The organism is Hufsiella ginkgonis (assembly GCF_009834915.1).
In the GTDB taxonomy this organism is placed as follows: Bacteria; Bacteroidota; Bacteroidia; order Sphingobacteriales; family Sphingobacteriaceae; genus Hufsiella; species Hufsiella ginkgonis.
Genome location: NZ_WVHS01000003.1, coordinates 761,029 through 780,431 on the forward strand (window position 1 = coordinate 761,029; position 19,403 = coordinate 780,431).

Genomic DNA, 19,403 nt, shown 5'->3' on the forward strand with positions numbered 1-19,403 from the left:
AAAAACACGTAGAACTCGCAAGAATAAACGCAAGATTACTGCCGATTATCTGAATTTGGTTATTTTAGCAGGTGCCCACCAAAATAAATGCTATGGCTACGAAAAATAAAACGACCCAAACCGGGGTCGATGCTACAGATTTCATTAATTCATACGTGGAGAGCGACCAGAAGAAATCAGATAGTTTCCGGCTGATCGGGCTCATGAAGGAATGGTCAGGATTTGAGCCTAAAATGTGGGGGCCTACTATTATCGGGTTCGGCAGTTATCATTATAAATATGCCAGTGGTCACGAAGGCGATGCGCCCATGCTCGGTTTTTCACCCCGCAAGGCCGAATTCTCGTTATATGTGTACTCACCAACGGAAGAAAACAAGCACTTGCTTAACGACCTGGGTAAATTCAAAATGGGTAAGGCCTGCATTTACATAAAGAAATTATCCGATATCAGTATCCCGGCCCTGCAAAAAATCTGTGAAGCGTCGATCGATTACCTCGATAAGCACCACGAGTGTGCGTGCAGAACAAATTAACGCGCTAAATGAAAGACGCCATAAACCGGTAGCTTGGCGGTGTTTTTACCTGGCAAAAGTATCACGCATCGGGAATTTCCGGCTCAACTAATTTTGCCAGTTTTTCTAACGAATCCTGCCATCCTAAGTAACACATTTCGGCAGGTATCTGTAAGGGAATATTCTCCTGCGTGATTTTGATATCGGTACCCACGGATACTTGTTTAAGCCAAACCGTGGTCGGCATTTCCCCGGGCATATTTGGGTCGTCAAAACTGTCGGTGTATTTAATGAATTCACCGGGCTTGAGCGCCAGGTATTTCCCGCCAAAAGAGTGACTGTTGCCGGTTGTAAAATTGGTAAAAGACATTTTAAAGGTTCCCTCCACCCGTACATCCATCTGGTGAACGGTACATACAAATCCGTAAGGAGGAAGCCAGGAAGCGATCGCAGCGGCTTCGGTAAATGCGCGATAAATTTTCCCGGGGCTTGCTTTCAAGACCCTGTGTAAGGTGACGCTGTTATTTGACATAGTGTTTGTTTTGAAATACCTGCCAGGTTTTAAGTAACAATTATTATTCCTAAGGGTTTGATCCTGATTCCGTGTAAAGTAATCCCGGGTACCGGGTCATCCATCCGGTTACGATAGGGATCGATCCTGGTTATGGGATGGTGACCCTGGGCAGGTCATTGAACCCGATACAATTTACCTCGTTCAGCTTAATCTCTACAGGCTGGTTTTCTTTATAGATTACAAGTCGGTGTTGTTTTATCCTCGTCGAAGCCGAAATGCGATAGTAACATGATAAAACGATGAGATTTCGTCGCTGAAATTATCCATTTTCAAAAATCAAACGATAGGATCATTAAACGACTGTTGTTTGTTTACACCTGTCTCATCGCTTCCGCCATTAGCTGGTATGACCGCATCCGCGCTGCGTGGTCATAAATATGCGAAGTGATCATCAATTCGTCTGCCTGCGTTTGACCTATAAAATCGCGGAGATCCTGGGTAACGGTTTGTGGCCCGCCGATGAACGAATATTTAAGCATTTGTTCTACGGTGGCCTGCTCGTAGGTACTCCATATCCCTTCCATGCTTTTTACCGGTGGTGGCAATAGCTGGCGTTTGCCCGTAACTACACCGATAAAAAGTTGTTTTACCGAGGTTGCCAGGTATTGGGCTTCCGTATCGGTATCTGCCGCTACGGCATTCACACAGGCCAATACGTAAGGCGACTTCAGCACTGCCGAAGGGCGGAAATGCTCGCGGTATAGTTTAATGGCTTCCAGGAAATATGTCGGCGCAAAGTGGCTGGCGAAGGCGTAGGGCAAGCCCTTGGCTGCGGCCAGCCGTGCGCTGTCTGTACTCGATCCGAGGATCCATATCGGGATGTTCAACCCTTCGCCAGGATTAGCGCGGACTTCACCGTCCCAGTTATCGGCCGAGAACAGCGTTTGCAGGCGCTCCACATCCCTGGGGAAATTATTGGCGGCATTCATGTTATTTCCCCGTATGGCGTAGGCGGTAGTTTGGTCGGTGCCCGGAGCCCGGCCTAGGCCCAGGTCTATCCTGCCGGGATAGAGTGTTGCCAGTGTGCCAAACTGTTCGGCTACGATTAAAGGGGAGTGGTTGGGGAGCATCACGCCGCCGGAGCCGACCCGGATAGTACTGGTTCCACCGGCAATATACCCGATCAATACTGGCGGGGCGGAACTGGCTACGCTCGGCATGTTATGATGCTCGGCAAACCAATAGCGGGTATAGCCGAGTTGTTCGGCGTGCCGGGCCAGCGCCAGGCTGTTGCTGAAGGTATCGGCCGCCGTTTTGCCTTGCACTACGGTAGCCAGGTCGAGTACCGAATATTTAATGCCTGTTAACTGTTTTGAAGTCATGTTGCTTTCGGATTATTGCATTACCAGTTCATCCATGGCGGTCCTGGTAAACCCTTTCAAATTCATTGGTCCGCCAGCCGGAACGATGACCGTCCATAATGCCCTGTCATAGTTGCGAGCCATGCTGCCACCCGGCGCTGTGCACACCATCGATCACACGCCGCCACCGGCCAAAAGCCTGCGCTCCATAAAAATGCGGGACACTACGTCGTTAGACGAGGAGGCGCGGCCGATCACCCTGCCACTGAAGGATCAGGCCTGCATCGCCCCGGGGCGCCTTCGCTGTAGTAAGCCGCTATATGTGCAGCCTTGTTGTGGTGGAAAGCGCCATGAAGATCTCTGCCCGGTCCATGGCGCAAAGATATACCGGGTTTTCACGATATGCCAGTAAAGTAAATTAGATGACTTTGGGGTGATTTAAGCCGCGCAGTCCGGTAATAGGTTACCGGGAGCTCAATTCGTTTTTTACTGTATCACGAAGACTACGGATTGTCACTTTGTTCAAGCTGCTGATGGTCCTGTTGTTTGATCCTGTAAGTTTTATACCGGTAGAGCAGTGAAGTTTCCCGGAAATTAAGCTGGAAACACGGGATGCTTCGTGTCTGTTCCCCGGGAAAGTTCCGCCATCTCCTTATCCATGAAAGTGAAACCCTTCTGCATGTCGAATACCTCATCCGCATCGGCATAAAAAAAGCGAAGGAAGTCAATTGATAGTATTAAGCGTTTAATATTATGTGTAATTATTTTCCTGGGAATAGGCATTATCCCGCTCTCAACTCTTTTCCGCAATTCGAACAGAACCGCGCGCCGCGCGGGTAAACCGGCGTTTGGCATGCCGGGCACTTCTCCTTCGCCTCATCAGTGGCACGTGCCAGCTCCACGGATACAATGCCTGTCGGCACGGCGATGATCCCGTAACCGATCACCATTAAGATGCTTGCAAGGATTCTTCCGAGTGGCGTTTGCGGAGAGACGTCGCCATAACCCACGGTAGTGATCGTTACGATCGCCCAGTAAATAGACATCGGGATGCTGGTGAAGCCACTTTCATCGCCCTCGATAATGTACATCAGCGCGCCAATGATAGTTACTAACGTGATCACCGTAGTGAGGAAGACGATGATCTTATACCTTGAGGCTTTCAGTGCGCTCTTGAGGATATTTCCCTCGTTAGAGAACCGTGTGAGCTTCAATATCCGGAACACACGGAGCAACCTGAACGCGCGGATCACCACCAGGTATTGTGCGCCCGCGAAGAGAATACTGAGGTAGGCGGGAATAAAGGCCAGCAGGTCGATCAACCCGTAGAAGCTGAATACGTACCGCCAGGGCCGGTGGCTGCTGTACACGCGCAAGCCATACTCAAGGGTAAAAGCGGTGGTAAAAATCCACTCAGCCACGCGAATGTAAGGAAGGTAACCGGCCCGGAAGCTGGCCACACTTTCGAGTACGACCGAAAGAATGCTGAGGATAATAAGCCATAGCAGTACCAGGTCGAATAATCGTCCTGCCCGGGTATCCGAACGGAATACGATCACATAGATCCGGGTACGTAACCGGTGCCGGCTGGTTTTTTTCATGGAGTCGGGTGCGCCTGTTTGTTCAGTGGTTTATTCATTAACGTTACTTTCATAAAATACGATTTCAATTCCGGTTCCCTTGGCCACCGGAATTCCTCTTCACTTACCAGTTCAAGCCGGGCAAATTTAACAGATGAAGCGCCTTTGGGGAAGTATTCGTTTTTTCCGTTCCGGGTTATTGCCACGATCATTCAGGTCGTCGTTTGTCAGCGTTAGCTCCCCGGGCTTCCCGGTATCGCCTTTGTTTACGTACCATATCGCGGGCCTGGATTCCTGTTCTTCTTCCTGGTCGTTGGCCGTGCTATAACCCGGGTTATTGGCCGCAGAATTTCATCGCGGGGAAAAGATAGTGAATTATTTGCTTTGCGCCTTTTGGTGCTGCAGATTCGGCAGGAAAGCGGTAATAATGCCGATCAGCGGCAGGAAAGCGCAGATCTTAAATACGTGATCGATGCTGGTCCGGTCGGCGAGCCATCCTAACACGGCAGAGCCTATGCCGCCCATGCCAAAGGCGAACCCGAAGAACAGCCCGGCTATCATACCCACCTTGCCTGGAACGAGGTCCGTGGCATACACTAATATGGCCGAAAAGGCCGAAGCGATGACCACCCCGATAAGCACCGCCAGCACCACGGTCCATCCAAGGCTTGCATAAGGCAGTAGCATGGTAAAAGGCGCCGCACCGAGAATGGAGCCCCAGATGACGTATTTCCGGCCGAAGCGATCGCCCAGGGGGCCGCCGATAACGGTACCTGCCGCCACGGCCGCAAGAAAGGCGAAAAGATACAGCTGTGATTGCTGTACGGAAAGGTGAAACTTATCGATGAGGAAGAAGGTGAAATAGCTCGTCATGCCGGCCATATAGAAATACTTCGAAAAGATGAGCACCAGCAGAATAGAAATTGCAGCCGCCACCTTCCGGGTGGAAAGCGCCTGGCCATTCAGCGGACCGGTCTTCGCCGAAGCTTTTTTCAAGTGCAAATGTCCGCCGTACCATTTACCTACCTGTACCAGGATCAGGATGCCGGCGATTGCAGCCAGGGCGAACCATGCGATAGAAAACTGCCCGAAGGGGACGATGATCAGCGCCGCCAGCAACGGCCCGATCGCGCTGCCTGCGTTGCCGCCCAGCTGGAAGATGGATTGCGCCAATCCCTTCTTTCCGCCGGATGCGAGATGCGCCACCCGGGACGACTCAGGATGGAACACCGACGAGCCGGCACCGATCAGCGCAACGGCCAGCAAGATGAACGGGAAGCCGGAGGCCATGGAAAGTGCCAGCAAACCCAGCAAGGTGAACGTCATTCCCACCGCCAGCGAATATGGCTTCGGCTTAATGTCTGTATAAAAGCCGACAAATGGCTGCAATAACGAAGCCGTAAGCTGGAACGTGAAAGTGATCATGCCGATCTGCGTGAACGAAAAATGATAGTTGCGCTTTAGCAGCGGGTAGATGGCCGGGATTACCGACTGCATCATGTCATTTAGTAAATGAGTAAAACTGATCGTAAATAAAATGGCATAAACGGTGCTTTGGGCAGCGTTTTTCGCATCAGGACCAATAGTAGTAGCTGGAGTTTTCAATGCGCGGATATGTATGGACCGGACGACAGGCTTGTTGAGAAACAATCCCTGACCCCTAAATAATGGCGTAACCGCCGATGCCTTCAAAGGTAGCGTATTTGGTGGTTGCCCGCCAGAAAAAGTGTTCAAGATCATATTTATTGCGGCGCTGCGTCACGTTACGGCCGGCAAAGCACCGGTATTTTTGAATCGTAAATTATTCACAACTAAAACTTTACGATATGAATACGCTTCACTACCGCCCTGTAAACCCGGTTAAACGCGCTGCATGGCTGCTTATCGCTCTTATGGCAGGACTCATTGCTTCTACACAACAGGCCGCTGCGCAAACCGCTTATGTGGCTGCAGGCGGCTCGCAGATCACGGTATCGGGCACGTCGACACTGCACGACTGGAGCATGCAGGCGACCAGCTTTGATGTGCAGGGTAATTTCCTCCTGAAGAACGGGCAGGTTGCCGATTTGAATTCCCTGGCATTCACCCTCCCGGTGTCCAATCTTAAAAGTAAGGAAAGCTCGATGGACTCCCGCGCTTACAAAGCGCTAAACGAAAAGGAATTCCCCAAAATGACCTTCAAGTTGAAAGACGCCACCGTATCCGCCCAGCTGCATTCGATTAAAGCCACCGGCACCTTAACAATTGCGGGTGTAAGTAAAGAAGTAATACTGGAGGCTTCGTACACGGTGAACGGCGATGAAACCATTACCTGCAAGCTTACCGAGCCCATAAAAATGAGCGACTATGGTGTAAAAGCGCCTACCATGATGATGGGCACCATCAAAACCGGCGATGCCTTAACCATCGACATCGTGCTCAAGCTTAAAAAATCGACCTCTATCGCACAATCCAATCAATAGTTTAATCAATCGATATCATGAAAACTCTACGTCCAGCCCTGCGGGCATCAATATTCCTGCTGGCCTGTTTTGCCGCCGGTAACGTGTACGCACAAACCACAGTGGCCAACCTTCGTCCTTATGACCAGTCAGGTATTAATGTGTTCGAAGCCCCTAAAGAAAACGATGCCAGGTTCACCGGCCTCAAAGTAGCCTTCGGAGCAGGATTTACGCAATCGTTCCAGGGACTGAAACACGAAAACGTTTCAGGCGGCCTGTACAAGATCTCCCCGGGATTTAACACTGCCAATGCCAACCTGTTTATGGATGTGCAGCTGGCCGACGGCATCCGGTTAAACCTTACCAGCTACCTGTCTTCCCGTCACCACAACGAAACCTGGGTGAAAGGCGGCTATATCCAGTTCGACAAGCTTCCGTTTAACGGGCAGTTTTGGGAAGACCTGATGAAGGTGGTGACCCTGAAAGTAGGCCATATGGAAATCAACTACGGCGACCAGCACTTCCGCAGGTCAGACGGCGGCCAGACCATCTACAACCCGTTTATCGAGAATTATGTGCTCGACGGTTATACCACCGAGATCGGCGGAGAGGTACTGCTGCGCAAGAATGCGGCGTTCGGGATGATCGGAATATCCAACGGGATGATCAAAGGCAATATCGACAGCCTGGTGGCCACTCCGCAGGATGATAATATCCATAAATCACCTGCCATTTACTTCAAAGGCGGTTTTGACAAGCAGGTAAACGAGGTGGTGCGGGTACGCCTGGCCGCCTCTTACTACACCAACAAAAGTTCCGGCGGGCAGACCCTCTACGGCGGCGACCGCACCGGCTCCAACTACTTTATGGTGATGGAAAAGACAGGCAGTACTTACACCACCAATGCATTCTCCGGCAGGCTGAACCCTGGCTTCAGTAAAAAAGTAGACGCCTTCCAGTTAAATGGCTTTTTAAAAGCCCGTGGCCTCGAGCTCTTCGGTACTTTCGAAGCCGCCCAGGGCAGGACAAAAACAGAGGTGGACGATCGCAAAGCAACACAATACGCCATTGATGCCGTGTATCGCTTCTGCAAAGACGAGCGGTTGTTTGTAGGCGTCCGTTACAATGCCGTAACTGCGCGGTTAGCAAACGTACCCGCGGTAACTACTGCGCCAGCCAGCCCGGCAATCGTGTACACGCAGGACATGAAAGTGAACCGTGTGGAGCTCGGCGCAGGCTGGTTCTTAACCAGGAACATCCTGCTTAAAGGGGAATACGTGGACCAGCAATACAAAGACCTTCCTGCAACCGACTACCGCAACGGCGGGGCGTTCAAGGGCTATGTGGTGCAGGCAGTGGTTGGATTTTAACCGAAACGCGTGTTTGGAGCCGGTCGATGATAGTCGGCCGGCTTCCTGCTACGCTATTAATCAAAGTTATGCACCTGCTAAGCCACCTTGCTGTTTGCCTGCTGATTTTCTTGCCGGTGTGCAAAGCCCGGTTGCCTGTTAACACCAGCATAAAATGGGTAGTGACCGAAGGCTGTTTCCTGAAAGTTGGCGGAAGTACCAACATCAATAAGTTCACTTGCGAGATCGTTGGAAATTACCAATCAGATACCCTAATACTATATAAAAACAACAATACAGGCCCGCTAAAACTTTCCGGGAAAATCAGCCTCGATGTGCAGGCGTTTAACTGCCATAACCCCATGATGTCTGCGGATCTGCGTAAAACGCTCAAAGCGAACGAATATCCTCAGCTGGTTATCCGGTTTGTCAGCCTTGAAAGATACCCCAGGTTCGACCAGCCCGAGGAGTTAAGGGGAACGGTGGCCATTGAGCTTGCCGGAACCACCAGGCTGCTGGATATCGACTATAAATTTAATCCCGGCGGCACCGGCATATTAAACCTTACCGGGTCCAGGCAGGTGAACTTTTCAGACTTCGGCCTGGTGCCTCCCCGCAAAATGGGCGGTATGATCAAGACCAACGAAGCATTATTTGTTCAATTCAATCTCGCCATAAAAGTAGCCCGTTAAATCATTATTTATTTCCTGTTCCCTTATGAAAAAAGTCGTCTTTCCCGGATCCATCGCAGGCGTCATCCTGTTCGTAATAAGCTACGGCGGGCTTTATCTTGGCGTCAGGCTCTTTCCGTACCTGTTCGTGGAGTACAATAACCCGCTGTTTAATTCGGATGGGAGCAGGGATATGCTTTTCTATTCGCACGCCTTTCTCATCAGCATGGCGCTTTCCTGGTTTTGGGAACGGTTTAAAACGCTGTTTCACGGCTCGTTCATTACGCGTGGCGTGGAATTCGGGCTGGTGTATTCGCTGGTGGCGCTGCTGCCGGTGATGTGGATTACCTTCAGCGCGTTGGATATCACCGTGGTGATGGTGGCCGGCTGGTTTGTGTACGGGCTCGTGCAGGCGGTGATAGCAGGGCTGGTATTCGCCAGGATCAACCCGTGATCTTTATTTCACGAACTATGCCTATGAAAAACGTACCTGGTTCACCTGCAAATGATGCGAATCAACCGCAATGATGACCACCGTCACCAATTTATCTTCCTGTACTATCGAAATTTATAACAATAAACAACAAGATCATGAAAACGATACTGGTGCTCACAGACTTCTCGGAGAGAGCGGAACATGCCGCCGCTTATGCCTGGCAACTGGCTGCCCGTGCAGGGGCAAAGCTGGTCTTTTATCACTCTTTTTATGTACCCCATACGCTATCGGCAGACTCAGGCCTGTACCCGGTATACTACGACGAGATCACGCAGTTTAAAAACGAAAGCCTGGATAAGTTAAACGCCCTTGCCGCAAACCTGGCCTGGCAGTATCACCCGGTAGCCGATAATTCGCGCCCGGAGTACGAATGCCGTAACGGCATGGGCAGCCTGGATACGGTACTGCCCGGGCTGCTGCAGTCGTACCGGCCATGGCTGATCGTAATGGGCAACAAACGGGCCGATGACCATTTAACGCACCTGGTAATGGGCAGCGACAGCAACGAGGTGATTGGCAATGCAGACTGCCCGGTAATGCTGGTTCCCGAATGCGCCGATTTCCACGAGCTTAAACGGATCGAGTTCGCGTTAGCCGCTTTTTGCCCGCAGGAGATAAAAGGACTCGCTTTTACAGCCGGTATCGCAAAGCTGTTCGATGCCGGGATAGTGATCACACATGTATCGCCGGAAGCAAATGAAGGCGAAGACGTACATGATTTTGTAGAAGAAATGGCTTCGTTAGTCCGCGACATCAGTTATGAGAACGTGTCTTTTAACGACATCCGCGAGGATAATATTCCGCGAGCACTGGCCGGGCATGCACAGGTTGCACAGCTGGAGATGATCGCCGTTGTCCATAAACGGTATCCCTTCCTCAGGAAGATCTTTCACAAAAGCGTTACCAAAGAATTAATGAAGCATCATACGGTGCCCTTGCTGGTGTTCCCGGCGAAATTTGTGGAAGAAGAATGGGTTTATGCACCGGTATTTTAAAACAAACGGCATGAAAACGCTCCTGGTATTGATCGATTTTTCGGCAGCTTCGGTAAATGCCGCGCGTTACGCGGTATCGCTGGCCGGTCAGCTGCCTGCCTGCAGGGTCATCCTGTATCATCCGTTTGTGTTCGAGCCGTTGTGCGAAGACGAAGAGTTCCCGGTAACGCTGCAGGTGGAGGACTTTTATGAAGAAAGTATCGGCCGCCTGCTGGAGCTGCGGTGCTCGCTGAAACCGTTGCTGGCAGAGGGGAGGGTGATCGACTGCCGCACCGGCCAGTCGCCGCTGGCGGATGCCTTACCGGCAATTGCCAGGCAGGAACAAGTCGACCTTGTAATAGCGGGCGGAAGAGGCGGGGAGGTGAGCGACCGACGTGTTACCGGCACAGCGATGGCAGATTCCCTGCTCGATCTTCCTTTCCCGCTGCTGGTCGTCCCTCCCGGCTGCACGTACAAGCCGGTAAGCCACGCAGTATTTGCCTGCGAGCTTAAAGGTGCGGAAAAGATCCCGGTAGATCAGGTGAGGGCTGCCATGGAAAGCTTCCGCTCAAAGCTGCACCTGCTTCATGTGGAAAATGTTCCGCCGCAGGCTGATACCGGCAGGAACCTGCTGCAGCAACAGCTCAGGCTTGCCTTGAAGGACCTTGATCCGGAGTTTCATTTTGTATACCATCGTAATGTACAGGACGGCATTTTACAGTTCATCGATACGGAACATACGGGGCTGCTGATCATGATCCGCAAGAAACATGGTTTCTTTTATAACCTGGTGCAGGGGAGTGTAACGAGAAAGCTGTCTATGCATCTTTCTGCCCCGCTGCTGGTGCTCAGGGAGAAAGAACCTGTGCCGGAGGTAAGGGTTGATGCGGCCGTTTTACCTGGTCTCTGTTAGCATGATCGCCGGGCCGTCCCAATCTCCGGTTCGTTGTGGCCTTTAGCAGGCATGGAGTTAAAATTAATAATAAATGATTTTGGACATATTATTAAAATAAAGTTGACGTAACTTTCAGGCTTAAGCAATAGATGATCGGTACATTGCTTTGACCCTGAATAATGGCAAAATTATCTTACCGCCACTTAAGAGGCTATACCCTTGATCCCGGGTTTTCGGTGAAACCCGAAACGATGACGATCAATGAAACGATCTACCGGATCCGCCGGGAGGAATTGAAGGACGAAAAGACTAAGGGTGCCAGCATCTGTGATACACGATCTCTACATCGAATACACCATTTCCGGCAGCTAAAATGCGATTGCAATGAGGCCGGTTGTTTTTTTCCTTTTACTTGGTTCCCGAATCTGGCGGATTACCTGAAAATGAACCTCACCGTAGGATATGTTGATTTAACCCGATCCTGATGCATTACCACTTTACAGAACTTGCAACACCTTTTTACCAGATCGAACTGGTCCCTGTCAGCACCGAAGAATGGCTCTTTTTATATACTTTTAACGGGGAAGACGGAGCGCACAAAGAAAAACTGGAGCATTATTACCAGCAAAGCGTAACACGCCATCTTGGAAAGAATGCATTCCTGCTGTCGCTTCGCCCTGCGGATAATTTCCCGTTTTGCTCGGTAGGGAAGGTGAAAGTGGAAATTTAATGACGGGCCCGGTACGTCAGAATTTCGTATTTTTAACCGGATATGGACAAAGCCGCCCTTTTAGACGCCGTCATACAAAATGCCATCGACGGCATCCTGACCATTAATCAGCAAGGTGTAGTGGAGTCGATCAATCCCTCGGGCTGCAGGCTGTTCGGCTATACGCCGGAAGAAGTGATCGGCAACAACATCTCGATGCTGATGCCCCCTCCCGACAAGGAGAAGCACGACGGCTACCTGCAGCGCTACCAGCGCACCCACGAACCACATATCATCGGCATCGGTCGCGAGGTAAGGGGCTTACGCAAAGACGGGTCTACCTTTCCCTTTCGTCTCGCGGTAAGCGAAGTAAAGCTGGTGGACAGGGTCATATACGCCGGCTTTATCCACGACATTACCCGCGAAAAGGAATCGGAAGAGCGCATCCTGAACTATACACAGGAACTCGAAGAACTGGTGAATGAGCGCACCCGCTCGCTGAAAGAGACCGTATCGGCCCTGGAGGAGGCTAAGGAGGAGGTGAGCCAGTCCCTCGAAAAAGAAAAAGAGCTGAACCAGTTAAAAAGCAGGTTCGTTTCCATGGCCTCGCATGAATTTCGTACGCCGTTAAGCTCGATCCAGCTTTCGGCTTCGCTGATCGATAAATATGCCACGCCGCTGGAAAATGCCAATATTCCCAAACACATCGGCAAGATAAAAAACGCGGTGGGCAACCTCACCAACATCCTGAACGATTTTCTCTCGCTCGAACGTCTAGAAGCAGGCAGGGTAGAAGCGGCCTTCACGCCGTTCGACCTGGTAAAGCTTTCGGAAGAGATCACCGAAGAGATGCAGGTGCTGGCCAAGGCCGATCAGCACATCATTTACCAGCATACCGGCACGGAAAAAATGATCTCGCTCGACCAAAACCTGCTGAAGAACTGCATTGTTAACCTGGTGGCTAATTCAATTAAGTACTCGGGCGAAAAAACCTTTATCGAATTTAGCACGGAGATCGGGCCGGGCAGCTGCACCATCACCGTCAGCGATAATGGCATCGGCATCCCGGAGGCGGACCAGAAACACTTGTTCCAGCCTTTTTTCAGGGCACATAATACCGGCAATATTCCCGGTACAGGCCTTGGGTTGAATATTGTACAACGATACGCCGGGTTGATGAACGGTACTGTTGAGTTTAAATCCGCCATTAACGAAGGCACAAAATTTACCCTGACATTTGCATTGTAATACCGATCAGCAAACCTCATGAAACCAACCCGGATCCTGATTATAGAAGACAATACCGACATTCGCGAAAGCACGGCGGAAATACTCGAGCTCGCCGGTTACCAGGTGGCGCAGGCCGACAATGGGAAGAAAGGAGTAGACCTGGCCCTGGCCGAATTGCCCGACCTGGTGTTATGCGACATTATGATGCCCGAACTCGACGGCTACGGTGTACTTTACCTGCTGAGCAAGCATCCCGCAACCGCTGCCATACCATTCATTTTTTTAACCGCAAAGGCGGAAAGGGTCGACCTGCGCAAAGGGATGGAAATGGGCGCCGATGACTACCTCACCAAGCCTTTCGACGACATGGAGCTGCTGAACGCGGTGGAGGTCCGTCTCCAGAAAAAAGAGAAGCAGCAGACCTTTTACAGCCAGGCGCTCGAGAGCCTGGGTAATGTGACCGGTCGCGCCGATGGGGTGGCCGAGCTGCGCAGGATGATTGCGGAACGTAAGGTGCGCACTGTGAAGAAGAAGCAGGTGATCTATTACGAAGGCGATCATCCCGGCGGGATCTACCTGGTGCTGAGCGGTAACGTGAAAACCTACAAGCTGAACCCTGACGGGCGGGAGTTGTTAACCAACTTTTACGGACCGGAGGAGTATTTCGGTATCCAGTCGCTATTGCTAAGAGAGGAATACTACGAAACAGCGGAAGCGCAGGAGGATACCTCGCTTTGCCTGTTGCCAAAAGAGCAGGTTGAGCAGGTACTGTTGAAGTATCCTGATATTTCGCGGCAGTTTATCTGCCTGCTGGCCAATAACCTGAAGGAGAAAGAAGAACAGCTGATGCAGCTGGCCTACAACTCTGTTCGTAAACGGATCGCGGAGGTGCTGGTGCGGCTGGCGAACCGCGGACCAGGACAACCGATCCGCATCTCGCGCGACGACCTGGCCGCCATGGCCGGCATCGCTACGGAAACCGTAAGCCGCACCCTGAGCGACTTTAAAGACGAGGGCCTGATCGAAAAGAAAGGGAGCCAGATCGATATCGCCGACCTGAAACGCCTGCAGCGGATGAAAAACTGATAACGATCACTTTTCATCCTGACGCAGGTCATGGATGCCATTTTCTTCACCCGGTAATTTTGTAAATAAACCCATACCGGATGAGAGTAGTAGCTTATAGTGTAAAGCCTTTCGAAAAGGAGCCTCTTTCCAGGGCGAACCAGAAAAAACATGATATCACGCTGATCTCCAATTCGCTTGGCGCGGAAACGGCCGAATTCGCCCGTGGTAAAGATGCCGTAGTGGTGGCGGCCAGCGACGATCTCTCGGCGCCGGTGGTGATCCGGCTGGCCGGCCTGGGGGTGAAATACATCGCCGCACGCGCTGCCTCGGTAAGCCATATCAACAGGGATACCGCGTTAAAGTGGGGCATTAAGATCTCTGTCGTGCCGGAAGATAATATCGCAGAAGTGATTGCCAACCTGGATAAATGGCAGGAAAATAAATGCGTTGGCAAAGCGTGCGCTTGCGCGGCGGTGTGTGCAGCAAAGGAACAAAGATGAAAGAGCTGATCAACAAATACAATGTGCCTGCGCCGCGGTACACGAGCTACCCCACGGTGCCCTGCTGGGATGCGGTGAAGCCGGGAACGGAAACATGGATGACCTCTGTAAAAACAGCCTACAACGCCGCTGATGGCCTGAGCCTGTACATCCACCTGCCTTTTTGCGAAAGCTTGTGTACGTATTGCGGCTGTAATACCCGCATCACCAAAAATCATGGGGTGGAAATGCCCTATATCGAAGCGCTTTTGAAAGAATGGCGGATTTACCGCGATATCATCGGGCCGGCGCCGAATATCAAAGAGATTCACCTCGGCGGAGGTACGCCTACCTTTTTTAAACCCGGCAACCTGCGGTTCCTGTTAACAGGGATCCTGAACGGTTGCGGGGTATTACCCGGCGCTTCCTTCAGCTTTGAAGCACACCCCGTAAACACTACGTACGAACATTTACAAGCACTGGCCGACATCGGGTTTACCCGCCTGAGCCTCGGTATCCAGGACTTTGACCCGCGCGTGCAGGAAATCATTAACCGCGTACAAACAGTTAAACAGGTAGAAACTGTGACTTCACAGGCACGTGCCCTGGGCTATCAATCCATCAATTACGACCTCGTTTATGGCTTGCCGCTGCAAACTACCGGCGGCTTACAACGCACTTTATGGAAAACCATGGAGCTGCGGCCGGACCGCATCGCCTTCTACAGCTATGCACACGTGCCCTGGATAAAACCCGGCCAGCGTATGTTTACCGAAAAAGACTTGCCTTCTGTTTCCCAAAAACAGGAACTGCACGAACTTGGCCGCAGCCTGCTTATGAATGCCGGCTACCGCGAAGTGGGCATGGACCATTTCGCGCTCCCTTCTGATGGGTTGTTCCTCGCCGAGGCTGCCGGTGCGCTGCACCGTAACTTTATGGGATATACCGAGCACCGCACTTCGTTACTGCTTGCATTGGGTGTTTCGTCCATCGGCGACGCCGGTACCGCATTCGCCCAGAATGAGAAGAAGCTGGAAGATTACCTGGCTACGATCGGTAAGGGGGAGCTGCCCATCATGAAAGGGCACGTGCTCTCCAGCGACGACCGGATCATCCGCCGGCAGATCCTTAACCTGATGTGTAAGGGTGAAACGATATGGAATGTGTCTGATCCCGACGAGCTAAGGTTGTGCAGTCAGGCCAGGTCCCGCCTGGCGCCGCTGGTTGAAGACGGCCTGGTAACCTGCACCGGGAACGTGATCCATGTGACCGCTGACGGGAAACGTTTCCTGAGAAATATCTGTATGATGCTGGATGAAAGGTTATGGAACGGTGCGGCGGCGGAGCAGAAATTTAGCAGGGCTGGCTGATCGCATAATCGCGTACTCACCTGCAAACCGCTACTCCGGGCTTCGCAGCTTCTTTCCCCGGGACCAGGTACGGCACTGACAATGTTAATCCCCTCAGCACGAACCACGCCCCCAGGCACAACATAAACCATGGGACCACTTTATTGATCTTTTTTCGGAATAGGGGCGTGATCCAACCGGCGCCGAGCGTGGCCACCAGCATCAGCGGCATAGTTCCGGCGCCGAAGCAGGTCATGTAAACGGCGGCGCCGGCGACGGTTCCGGTATTGATGGCTCCCGCCAACGCGAGCGATACAAACCCGCAGGGCAGCATTCCGTTCAGCATGCCGATAACCAGGTGGTTATAGCGGTGCTTCAGCGCCAACGAAAGCAGCCTGGTAAACGGGAACGTGAGCGAATGTTTTGGCCCCGTCCATTTAAGCAGGAGGGAGCAGGCGGCGGTCACGATCAGTAGTCCGCTTACAATGCTTACCACTTGCTGCAGGCCCGCCATCCAGAGCTGTTTACCGATAAAGCCGGTCAGCACGCCCAGTAAAGTGTAGGAAACGACTCTCCCCAGCTGGTAAATCAGCTTGTCGAATACCAGCATCCAGCTTCCCGCGTGAGCGGAAGGTACCGAGAACGCCAGCGGCCCGCACATGCCCAGGCAATGGATGCTGCCAAACAAGCCGGTGAAAAAGGCCAATGTATTGTCGCTCATTTGATGGTCATCTGTTGTTTTAATTTTTGGGCGATGCCGTGGTCGGTCCAGCGGATCTCCAGGTTCCAGTTGCCGGGCGCCAGGCGATGAGCGGGGATCGTGACGGGTATGCCGGCTTCGGCAACGTTTGCCAGTGTAAAGTCGCGGGCCGAGTTAAAGGGGTGCCTGCATATAAGGGTGTAGGGTACCGTTTCCGTGAATGTAACCCGGATCCCTTTTGCGCCGGATGTAACCGCGGGCAGCTTCGCCTGGTCGAGTGCGTTTTGTTGTTCCCGGTAGTCGGAATCATAGGATTGGCCCTTTTCATAGTAATCCTTTTCTACCAGGTCGTCTTTCCCGCCTACGAGCATCCGTGTGCCCATGGACAGGATGAAGACGATAAACACGGTAAGCCCGATGGCTAATTTTGTTCCCCAGCTCATAACTAATAGGTTTTATATGGTGCGATAAAGGTGGTGCGTACCTGGTCGATACGCTTGCCATTTGAAAATATATTGAGCCGAATTTCTGATTTATAGTCTTGCAGCTCGTTTTGCCTGCGCACGAGGAAGAAGGTCAGCTTCACTGATCCGTCGCGCGCAATGGCGGTTTGCTTGTTAACGTACCTGATGGATACCGCCGGGTCGTCGGCCGCAATATTAAACCTCACGGCATGCGTGGTTTTGTTCACCAGCTCGGCGGTGTAAAGGTTGCTGATCATGCTGCCGGGCAGTTCCTGGTAGAGGGTGCCGCTGGCGCGATATACGGAAGTTTCGATGTCGCTGCGGCGGATGATGAGGAAGGCGGTACTGATCAACAATACACCCAGTACCGCCGAGTAGGCATAGACCCGTTTACTGATGCGGAGAGGTTTGCGGCCGGTCACCTGTTCCTCTGTTTTGAAACCGATGAGCCGGGGCTGCCGGTCGAGTTTTTTCATCACCATGTCGCAGGCGTCGATACAGGCGGTGCAGTTGATACATTCGGGTTGGGAGCCGTTGCGGATGTCGATGCCCGTGGGACAAACATCTACGCAGAGGCCGCAGTTTATACAGTCGCCGGTTGGAGTTTCGCTGTTGCGTTTTCGTTTTCCGCGGGGCTCGCCGCGCACGTCGTCGTACATCACCTGGATGCTTTTGTTATCGAGCAGCACACTTTGCAGGCGTCCGTAAGGGCAGATCACGGTGCAGACCAATTCGCGCAGCCGCGCGAAAACGAGGTGGAAAACGAGCGTGAACAGGAGTAGGAAGCTAAGTCCGGCGATATGGGCGGTTACCGGTTCGCGGATAATTTTGATTAAAGACCCGGCGCCAATAATATAGGCCAGGAAAATGTTTGCGATGAGGAAAGATACAAGGAGAAAGATCCCGTGCCTGGCTGCTTTTTTAGCTACTTTGGTAAAGGACAGGGGTGCAGCATCCAGCTTTTTTTGTTGCAGGTGGTCGCCTTCTATCCAATATTCGATGGGCCGGAAAATGATCTCCATGAAGATGGTTTGCGGGCAAGCCCACCCGCACCATATTCGTCCCAGCACCACGGTGAACAGCGCGATAAACACCATGAAGGTGAGCATCCCGACCACGAAAATGTAGAAGTCCTGGGGAAGGAATACCAGGCCGAAGAAGACGAATTTGCGTTCGGGGATGTTGAAAAGGAACAGTTGTTCGCCATTTATGCGGATGAACGGGCCGGTAAACAACAAACCGAGAAGCGTATAACCCACCAGCACGCGGTAATGGTATAATTTTCCTTTGATGACTTTGGGGTATATCCATCGGCGTTTCTTGCCATGGGTAGTTACTTCGGCGGTATGACCTGGGGGAATTTGGGCGATGTTCATGCTTTTGGGTTTATCCTCCCCCGCCTCTGGTATTCCTTCGGAGGGGGATAAGATCTGTGCGCTTCACGTGAGCGCTTTTGATACGAGTTGTTCCTTGCACAGACACGGCAGCTTTTCTTCTTTTGGAGAAGGTGGGGGCAGGACGGATGAGCAAAAGTTAGCCGCCATTTGCTATTCCTTTTCCCCCTGCGGCGCCTTCGCATTCACCGGGTTCGTTCCCTTCAACGAAAGGATATAGTTGGCAACTCCCGCGATCTGTTTCGGCGTGAGCTTTTTTTCCCAGGAGATCATTCCCTTTTCGGGGATGCCGTACTTGATCGTTTTAAAGATGCTGTTTACAGCGCCGCCGTGCAGCCAGTATGCGTCGGTAAGGTTAGGTCCTACTACACCTTGTGCATGGTCGCCGTGGCAGGGCACGCAATTGGTGGCAAAAACGGCTTTTCCTTCGGCTATTTCCCCGGCGTCGGCGGATACCCTTACAGACGATTCGTCTACTGCGTTGGCGGCGCTTGCCAGGAAGGCGGCCTGTTCCGTTTTTGCTTTTGCCATTTCATCGGCGTACTCCTGGTCCTGCAGTTTGCCCCAGCTGAAGACGTGGTAAATAAGCAGGTAGCCTGCGGCGAACACAATGGTGCCATAAAAGAGCCCCATGAACCATGCGGGGGTGGGGTTATTCAGCTCCACGATGCCATCGTAGTCATCGTCTGCCTGCATGGCGGTTTCGTCGGCGAGGGGTTTCAGGCCCAGGAACTTGTTCCATACCGATGGCCGGGCTTTACGCAAAGCAAGCCAGTCGTGGTATTCCATCGGGGCTTCCTGGGGCTCTTGCACCATTATTTCCGGGTGGAATGTGGCGATTTCCATGGCTCTTACCGCCTTGAGCAGGATAATGGCGACCCAGAGCAGCAGCAGCATGAACACCAGCAATACGGCGATCATAATGGTTTGGTAGAAATTCCCGGAAGGCACAGCGGCCGGTTCCTCTTGTGCGAAACCGGCATGTGCAGTAAATAGCAAGGTCGTCAGTAAGATCAGTCGTTTCATTGCGAAGTTATTGTGGATCGTCGGATAGCGGGAGTTGGCTCATGTAGCCGGTGTGGCTTTTCTTCATGCGCACCAGCAGCACTGCAACAATGACGAAGAAAGCGAGGAACAGCCAAAGCGAGGAAAGTACATATACCTGGCTTCCGGCGATCGATTGTATGAATTGTTTAAACATGATACGGATGTTTTCG

21 protein-coding genes are annotated in these 19,403 nt (G+C 52.0%); 12 read left to right on the forward strand and 9 right to left on the reverse strand.

Annotated features, from left to right (window positions below; genetic code table 11):
• Nucleotides 1–92: 92 nt before the first annotated feature.
• Entirely contained in the window at nt 93–533 is a 441-nt protein-coding gene (locus tag GS398_RS15590; RefSeq protein WP_160907702.1) for a DUF1801 domain-containing protein, read from the forward strand.
• A gap of 61 nt (nt 534–594) precedes the next feature.
• Here the strand turns inward: GS398_RS15590 and GS398_RS15595 are convergent, their stop codons facing one another.
• The 4 genes from GS398_RS15595 to GS398_RS15610 all read right to left on the reverse strand — a co-directional run bounded on the left by GS398_RS15595 (nt 595) and on the right by GS398_RS15610 (nt 5,467).
• Nucleotides 595–1,044, reverse strand: a complete 450-nt coding sequence (locus GS398_RS15595) for an SRPBCC family protein (RefSeq protein WP_160907703.1) — start codon at nt 1,042–1,044, stop codon at nt 595–597.
• 353 nt (nt 1,045–1,397) lie between these two features.
• Nucleotides 1,398–2,408: an LLM class flavin-dependent oxidoreductase gene (locus GS398_RS15600; RefSeq protein WP_160907704.1), complete on the reverse strand. Its 1,011-nt coding sequence runs from the start codon at nt 2,406–2,408 to the stop codon at nt 1,398–1,400.
• Between the two features lie 761 nt (nt 2,409–3,169).
• Nucleotides 3,170–3,988, reverse strand: a complete 819-nt coding sequence (locus GS398_RS15605) for an ion transporter (RefSeq protein WP_160907705.1) — start codon at nt 3,986–3,988, stop codon at nt 3,170–3,172.
• A gap of 354 nt (nt 3,989–4,342) precedes the next feature.
• On the reverse strand, nt 4,343–5,467 hold the full coding sequence (locus GS398_RS15610; RefSeq protein ID WP_439649224.1) for an MFS transporter: 1,125 nt from the start codon (nt 5,465–5,467) through the stop codon (nt 4,343–4,345).
• 326 nt (nt 5,468–5,793) lie between these two features.
• Here GS398_RS15610 and GS398_RS15615 point away from each other — a divergent pair, with 326 nt between their 5' ends.
• The 11 genes from GS398_RS15615 to hemN all read left to right on the forward strand — a co-directional run bounded on the left by GS398_RS15615 (nt 5,794) and on the right by hemN (nt 15,649).
• Nucleotides 5,794–6,429 (forward strand): YceI family protein, encoded by a 636-nt coding sequence (locus GS398_RS15615; RefSeq protein ID WP_160907707.1) that lies wholly within the window; start codon nt 5,794–5,796, stop codon nt 6,427–6,429.
• Between the two features lie 17 nt (nt 6,430–6,446).
• A complete protein-coding gene (locus GS398_RS15620; RefSeq protein ID WP_160907708.1) occupies nt 6,447–7,778 on the forward strand; it encodes a hypothetical protein in 1,332 nt (443 codons plus the stop codon).
• A 68-nt stretch (nt 7,779–7,846) separates the two neighbouring features.
• Nucleotides 7,847–8,449: a YceI family protein gene (locus GS398_RS15625; protein WP_160907709.1), complete on the forward strand. Its 603-nt coding sequence runs from the start codon at nt 7,847–7,849 to the stop codon at nt 8,447–8,449.
• Between the two features lie 25 nt (nt 8,450–8,474).
• A complete protein-coding gene (locus tag GS398_RS15630) occupies nt 8,475–8,882 on the forward strand; it encodes a hypothetical protein (protein ID WP_160907710.1) in 408 nt (135 codons plus the stop codon).
• Between the two features lie 137 nt (nt 8,883–9,019).
• Nucleotides 9,020–9,919 carry a universal stress protein gene (locus GS398_RS15635; protein ID WP_160907711.1) on the forward strand — a complete coding sequence of 300 codons (900 nt, stop codon included), beginning with the start codon at nt 9,020–9,022 and terminating at the stop codon, nt 9,917–9,919.
• 10 nt (nt 9,920–9,929) lie between these two features.
• Nucleotides 9,930–10,811 carry a universal stress protein gene (locus GS398_RS15640; RefSeq protein ID WP_160907712.1) on the forward strand — a complete coding sequence of 294 codons (882 nt, stop codon included), beginning with the start codon at nt 9,930–9,932 and terminating at the stop codon, nt 10,809–10,811.
• Nucleotides 10,812–11,277: 466 nt separating this feature from the next.
• Entirely contained in the window at nt 11,278–11,523 is a 246-nt protein-coding gene (locus GS398_RS15645) for a hypothetical protein (RefSeq protein ID WP_160907713.1), read from the forward strand.
• A 42-nt stretch (nt 11,524–11,565) separates the two neighbouring features.
• Nucleotides 11,566–12,750 carry a PAS domain-containing sensor histidine kinase gene (locus GS398_RS15650; protein ID WP_160907714.1) on the forward strand — a complete coding sequence of 395 codons (1,185 nt, stop codon included), beginning with the start codon at nt 11,566–11,568 and terminating at the stop codon, nt 12,748–12,750.
• Between the two features lie 18 nt (nt 12,751–12,768).
• Nucleotides 12,769–13,818: a response regulator gene (locus tag GS398_RS15655; protein WP_160907715.1), complete on the forward strand. Its 1,050-nt coding sequence runs from the start codon at nt 12,769–12,771 to the stop codon at nt 13,816–13,818.
• 80 nt (nt 13,819–13,898) lie between these two features.
• Nucleotides 13,899–14,300 carry a Rossmann-fold NAD(P)-binding domain-containing protein gene (locus tag GS398_RS15660; protein ID WP_160907716.1) on the forward strand — a complete coding sequence of 134 codons (402 nt, stop codon included), beginning with the start codon at nt 13,899–13,901 and terminating at the stop codon, nt 14,298–14,300.
• Entirely contained in the window at nt 14,297–15,649 is a 1,353-nt protein-coding gene (gene hemN / locus GS398_RS15665) for an oxygen-independent coproporphyrinogen III oxidase (protein ID WP_160907717.1), read from the forward strand. Before GS398_RS15660 ends, hemN begins: the two co-directional genes overlap by 4 nt.
• Nucleotides 15,650–15,665: 16 nt before the next feature.
• Here the strand turns inward: hemN and GS398_RS15670 are convergent, their stop codons facing one another.
• From GS398_RS15670 to GS398_RS22320, 5 genes are all read right to left on the reverse strand, one after another.
• Nucleotides 15,666–16,349: a sulfite exporter TauE/SafE family protein gene (locus tag GS398_RS15670; RefSeq protein WP_160907718.1), complete on the reverse strand. Its 684-nt coding sequence runs from the start codon at nt 16,347–16,349 to the stop codon at nt 15,666–15,668.
• Nucleotides 16,346–16,771, reverse strand: a complete 426-nt coding sequence (locus GS398_RS15675; RefSeq protein WP_160907719.1) for a FixH family protein — start codon at nt 16,769–16,771, stop codon at nt 16,346–16,348. The genes GS398_RS15670 and GS398_RS15675 overlap by 4 nt, the downstream gene beginning before the upstream one ends.
• A gap of 2 nt (nt 16,772–16,773) precedes the next feature.
• On the reverse strand, nt 16,774–18,168 hold the full coding sequence (gene ccoG / locus GS398_RS15680) for a cytochrome c oxidase accessory protein CcoG (protein ID WP_160907720.1): 1,395 nt from the start codon (nt 18,166–18,168) through the stop codon (nt 16,774–16,776).
• Between the two features lie 171 nt (nt 18,169–18,339).
• On the reverse strand, nt 18,340–19,212 hold the full coding sequence (locus tag GS398_RS15685) for a cbb3-type cytochrome c oxidase N-terminal domain-containing protein (RefSeq protein ID WP_160907721.1): 873 nt from the start codon (nt 19,210–19,212) through the stop codon (nt 18,340–18,342).
• Between the two features lie 7 nt (nt 19,213–19,219).
• Entirely contained in the window at nt 19,220–19,387 is a 168-nt protein-coding gene (locus GS398_RS22320) for a hypothetical protein (protein WP_202406087.1), read from the reverse strand.
• Nucleotides 19,388–19,403: the final 16 nt, after the last annotated feature.